This window comes from Fulvimonas sp. R45, from assembly GCF_030504985.1.
Taxonomy (GTDB): Bacteria; Pseudomonadota; Gammaproteobacteria; order Xanthomonadales; family Rhodanobacteraceae; genus Rhodanobacter_A.
Map to the genome: position 1 here is coordinate 1 of NZ_JASERU010000035.1, position 5,357 is coordinate 5,357.

Below are 5,357 nucleotides of genomic sequence, written 5' to 3' on the forward strand. Positions count from 1 at the left end.
GGGCGTTGGCGTCGCGCGGGTGGTCGAGGCGACTGGCGGCATGGCCGCCGCGTTGCCAGTGCTGCTGCACCACCACGCGGTGGTCGCGGTCGGTATGGATGGGCGTGCCGTTGCCGACCACGATGGCGCTCTGGCTGCCGCTGGCGCTGGGGGCGGGATGGCGGCGCAGGCCGTGGCCGTCGGCGGTGTGCAGTTCTGGTGAGCCGGTCAGCGGTGTGTTGAAGCACCGTCATCCGCCAACTTGGGCAGTTTAAGTTCGTGCTTGAGCAGGTCGTTGAGCTTTTCGACGCGCTTGCCGTAGCGGGCGACGATGGCCATGAAAGGCTCGCCTCCTTTCTTGCCAGCCTGCTCCATGCTCGACAGCTTGTAACGGTCGTCCTCGATTAATGCGATCAAGGCCTGTACTTGCAGCGACAGGAAATGGTTGTCGGTGGCTCTACGTTCGGTTTTCGACTGCGCGTCCAGGGAGAGCACCAGAAGCATCAGGGATGCTGGCGACAGCAGCGCGCCAACGAACTCGGCGAAGCCGCCGGCAGACTCGGCGTTCTTTGGCCAGCCGAACAGCTCAGTAGCCAGTGCGAACGCACCTATGGCGGCGGCCACGAGCAACCAGCCAAGAGGCCATTTCCTGCTTGATTTCTCACCCGACATGCATGCTCGCTCCTATTTCATGCGGCGTTCGCGCTGGCCCTTGCGCACCTGCGCATCCAGCGCCTGTTTGTTGGTCTCGTAGCCTTCGCCAATGTTGACCGGCTCGGAAAGACGGTAGGGATCGTTCTCGGCAATCTGGCATTCGGCCTCGACCTCGGGTGGCCAGACGGGTTTCTTGCAGGTCTTGAACACCAGCCAGCGCAGCACGACCAGCGGCCCCTCGATCGGCAGCAGAATGATTTGCGCCAAGGTGGAGGCCGCGCCGACACGGATGAAGCTCATCCGCCAGCAGTTGCGCCAGGTGGGTGATGCCGTCATCGAGACGAACGGTGGCTTGACGTTCTTGGGACCTTCGTCCATGTAGCGGCGGATGAATTCCCACAGTTCGTTGACCGGCGCTTCGATCCCGTACGAATGGCCGGTGGCGAAGGTGTCCTTGACGGTGTTGCCCTCCATCACATGGCAGCGTACGTCGAGCAGGGATTTGTCGCTCATGCCATGGCCGCGATGGAAATAGCCCTCTTCCCATGGCACTACCAGCACGCCACCCGGACCGTTGTGGCGGAACACGTAGACCTTACGCGTCTTGCGGTTGTAGCGGATGGGGTAGTGCGTGTAGGTAAAGAATTCTTTGCGGAGGGCGAGAAGAACCGGAATTAAAGATAACAAAAAAACAAAAAACGCAGTCGAAATTATCAGAAGCCAATGGCCTTGCGCAAAATCCGTAAAAGCATTAACAAACAAGAATATTGAAGCGCCGAACAGAAAACAAAAGCCGGCTAAAACAATCAGCATCCCCATTGAGCCACGCAAGGAGAAGCAACGATCTATAAACTCCACATAAGTGGAATTAAATCGCGTCAGCGAACCGCGGTCAGTGGCTTCCACGTTGCGCTGTGGCTCTCGAGGCAAGGCTTCCTGCAGCTCGTCGTCAGTGACCGGCCGATTAACTTTGAACTTGTAGATCCACCCACTGTACATAGCGTCACCCTTGCGCCAAGGCTTCAAGGGCCTTGTTTTGTGCTGTAAGGTTCGGAAAGTTCGGGTGATGCCCGAACTTGCACTTGTCCAACCATTTTTGTAGGTCGTCCGATTTGAACAGTGATACGAGCCAAATCGCCGCAGCAATAATTAGCCCAAGGATCAGGCCAACGCCCGTCGCATCAAGAACAAGCATAAGAATTGCGGCTGCCACCTCTAAAGCGCCAAGAATGACCATCGTGACGCCAAGGCCAAGATTGGTTTTTGCCTCCTGAAGGCCATCCATGAATTCCAACACCCCCGCAATAATCCCGCCCGCCGCCCCAAGCAACTTCGCCGCCCCGGTCAACGCCTTCGTCCAGGTGCCCAATGCCTCGATTTCACCCAGCAGCGGCGGCTTGGCGGCACCCCACGCAAAGCTCTTGCTCACCGAGCCCCCCACGTCCGCCATGCCGCCGGCCAGCGAACTCATGCCGCCGCGCACGTTCCAGAGCTTGGCTCTCACGTCCGTGCCTGTGGCTTCGGCCTTGGCCAGGTCCTTGAACGCCGTGCGCGCGCCCAGTGCCGCGAACAGGGCGCCAATGACGCCGCCCTTGACTTCGGCATTGCCCACGCGGCGCACGCAACTCGCATATTCGAGCTCGAAGTTCTCCACGCTGACGGCTGCGGCCACGGCCTCGGCACGCACACTTGCGCTGGTGCGTCCACTAAGTTTCTTGAGGGCGTCCAGCTCGTTCTCTTGCATGACCAGCAGGGCTCGGCCACTGACTAGATCGCGATCTGCCACATCGACCACCCGGCGTGCACCCGATTGCAGCAGGCTTGCCCGGCCGCCCGACATCTCTGCCAGCGCCGTCGCCAGCGCGTGCGCCGTTTGCGTACGCGAACCTTCGAAGTGGAGCGCGCCGATCACCATGCCCGGATGCTGCACCGTCAGCACTGCCTGCATCAGCCCCAGCATGCGTTTTTCCGGCAACTTGGCGGCGGCCCATACCAGGCCGCCATCCACCAGGTCGCCCAGCCGGCTGATGATCGGGCCGCCGAGTTGGTAGAGACACTTCGACACGTTCGACGCGGCGCCCTCCAGCTTGCCTGTTGAGCCCTTGACGAAGGTGTCCTTGAGCGCGTCGTAGACCTTGGAGCCAATGTCCAGCCAGGGCATGTCGCCTTTGGCATTGTCGGCGGCAGCTTCCGCCCATTTGCGCGCCAACGCGTCCTGACCGAACACCAGGGCACGCACGATGACGTGATCGGCATGGGTGGGATCGGACTCCAGCGCCTTCGTGAAATACGCCATCGCCGCATTGCGGCCAGTGGCGCCATGGATGCAGGCGTACATCGTCAGCACGAAGTTCAGGCCGCTGTCGATGTTTGCGGGGTCGAAATTGCGCGTGAACGCGCGCTTGAACGGCGTCGACTCCAGCCATTTCACGTAGGCGGCATCCAGCGGCTTGATCGTCGCCGCGTCGAACGCCTTCAGGTCTCGCTTGTATGTCTCGATGTAATTCAGTCGGGCATGGTCGTCATAGCACTTTTGGTATTTTTCCCAAGCGTGCTTGTTGATCTCCAACTGTTCCGCCGGGCTGATGATGCCGACGCGGTCCTGCCAGCCCGGCCGCGTGATCTGGCGCGTGATGGTCGGCATCATCATACTCAGTACCGCGTGCTCGGCCTCGGCATGGTGCTTGCGGTCGGCGCTTTCCTGCTTGACGGCGCCGTTGCCCACGGCAGCCTTGATCGACTCGATGGTCGTGGCGGTCTGGAATTTCCACTTTCGCTCGGGCTCTTCCATCCACTCCGCGGCGCGATGCTGGGCCAGCTGGTTCAGTTCCATGGCGATGCCGGTGGCATCGTCCAGGCCCAGGAGTGCCGGCTTGTGAATGGCGCAGGCCTTGGCCGCCTCGGCCAGGAATTCTTCCGCCTGTGCACTGGCATCGACGAACTTGTGCGGCGAAAAATCGAAGGCGGGAACCTCGAACAGCGCCCGCGTGTATCGCATCGTGTTGTCGTACATCTTGTCGAGCACGCCAAGCAATGTCGTGCGCCTTGGCTGCTGCCCAACGACGGCTGCCGCAAACTCGGCGACGCGACTGGTCAGCTCGTCCATCGGCGCCGTATGCGGTTGTTTGTTGCTGCCGCCCAGCCATGCCGCGATATCGATCTTGCGCATATGGGCGGCGCGGTAGGCCCGGCCATCGTCGCCGTCGTGCTTCTTGAGAACGGCGGGTGTCCACGGCGTGTCCGAAAAGCCGACCCACACGATGCCGGCCTTGTCGGCATCCTCGATCTTGATGCAGCGCGCGAGCAGCGCGTCGCCCTGGCGATGGCACTGGAACTTGAGCTTGGCGACGTCCGGTGGCGTTTTCCCCGGTATGAAATCGTAAAGATACGATTCCTCCGTCACCACGTACGCATACCATTTGCGACGCTTCTCGTCGTAGGCGTAGAGATAGCCCGAGCGCAAAAGGCGCGTCGTGTAATGCGCCATCTTGGCGGGAAGGACTATGTCGTTCACCCCGGCCCCGAACGGCGCCGACAACGCCGGTGCGCCACCGCGGTCGGCTCGTGCGACGGCATAGCGCAAGGGCAGGATGGGCAGACCGGGACGCTCGCAGAACGGGCACGGGTTGCTCTTCTTCTGGCAAAACGGACAGGTTGTGCTCATGGGTCGTCCTTGTAGTCGGGCGCGATTTCCGCGACCAGTTGGAGCATGACTGCGTCATCCAGATCGGCACACGCACCGACATAGCTTTGCGTGCCGTCGCGAACCGTGGCAAGTCTGGTTTTCAATGCCGGATGCGCATGGATGCGCGGGTGAAAACGGATGGCCTGGCAGGCAAACAGCTGGCGATCGTCCGGGGCCGCCATGCCCCAGTCTTGCGCAGACTCCGCCAGCAGCCCGTCGATGCGGCGTACCAGCTTCTCTTCCACCGCGAGCGAAGGCACGGCATCGGCCAAGGTTGCCAGCACCATGTTGATGTCTTCCATCCGCAACAGGATCGGCCACTGATCCGCACGGATGCGCAGCGCAGTTGCCGCAGCCCCAGGGGCCGCCCAACTCGACCAGTCGCCGCTCGGTGCGCGCCACGTCCATGTATCCAGTGGGCCCAGCAAGGCTTTCATCTGCGCCGAATCGAACAGCCATTGCAGGTGCTGGAAGACCCGCGGATCGTGGAAGCGGAACACCCGATCCCTGCCATCCCGCCGTACATGCATGGCACGTGCAAGGTGTTGCACGACCCGGTCGCGGGGCGCATCGGATTTCAGCAGTGCCGAGAGCATGGGCTGGTCGTGGTTTTGCGCCCAGGCTTCGGATTGCTCGATCAATGCGATCCGCCGCGCGAACGGCAAGGCATTCAAGTCGATCAACAGCGGAAACAACTCCGGTTGATCCTTGAACGTCCGCGGAACTGTCGCCTTGGCGTCGAGGTCGCCCCATAGGCTGATATCCACCTGAAGTGGATTGACGATGGCGTAATCGTGAGACTGGATCAGTCGATGGTCGAGCGCGCTCACTGTCGGCGTCTCACGCAATCGCCGCGCCATTGCTGTCTGCACGCTGTGTCTTGAACTCGCACAATTTGGCCTTGGCTTTCGCCAAGGTCACCTGCGCTGCGTTTGTACCCTGTGGCCCGGCCATCTCCCTCTGCGCCCCCTTGAACTCCGCCTTCCCCGGCGCGCCGATCTCGATGTCGCCGCCCTGGATCTTGAGATAGGCGCCGGCG

At 61.6% G+C, this 5,357-nt stretch carries 5 protein-coding genes; all 5 read right to left on the bottom strand.

What is annotated here, in order from left to right; all coding sequences use genetic code 11:
* Positions 1 to 207: 207 nt before the first annotated feature.
* On the bottom strand, positions 208 to 651 hold the full coding sequence (locus QMK61_RS17475; protein ID WP_302073514.1) for a hypothetical protein: 444 nt from the start codon (positions 649 to 651) through the stop codon (positions 208 to 210).
* Positions 652 to 663: 12 nt separating this feature from the next.
* Positions 664 to 1,659, bottom strand: a complete 996-nt coding sequence (locus tag QMK61_RS17480; protein WP_302073515.1) for a DUF6708 domain-containing protein — start codon at positions 1,657 to 1,659, stop codon at positions 664 to 666.
* On the bottom strand, positions 1,637 to 4,297 hold the full coding sequence (locus QMK61_RS17485) for a T6SS effector BTH_I2691 family protein (RefSeq protein ID WP_302073516.1): 2,661 nt from the start codon (positions 4,295 to 4,297) through the stop codon (positions 1,637 to 1,639). The genes QMK61_RS17480 and QMK61_RS17485 overlap by 23 nt, the downstream gene beginning before the upstream one ends.
* Positions 4,294 to 5,148, bottom strand: coding sequence for a DUF4123 domain-containing protein (locus QMK61_RS17490; protein WP_302073517.1), 855 nt, complete (start codon positions 5,146 to 5,148; stop codon positions 4,294 to 4,296). The genes QMK61_RS17485 and QMK61_RS17490 overlap by 4 nt, the downstream gene beginning before the upstream one ends.
* Before the next feature lie 10 nt (positions 5,149 to 5,158).
* Positions 5,159 to 5,357: DUF2345 domain-containing protein (locus QMK61_RS17495; RefSeq protein WP_302073518.1), on the bottom strand; the 199-nt coding region annotated here is incomplete at its 5' end.

What these genes read in the sequence shown, in the direction of transcription:
- QMK61_RS17485 (WP_302073516.1), bottom strand. Translation starts at nt 4,297, where the DNA reads ATGAGCACAACCTGTCCGTTTTGCCAGAAGAAGAGCAACCCGTGCCCG.
- QMK61_RS17475 (WP_302073514.1), bottom strand. Translation starts at nt 651, where the DNA reads ATGTCGGGTGAGAAATCAAGCAGGAAATGGCCTCTTGGCTGGTTGCTC.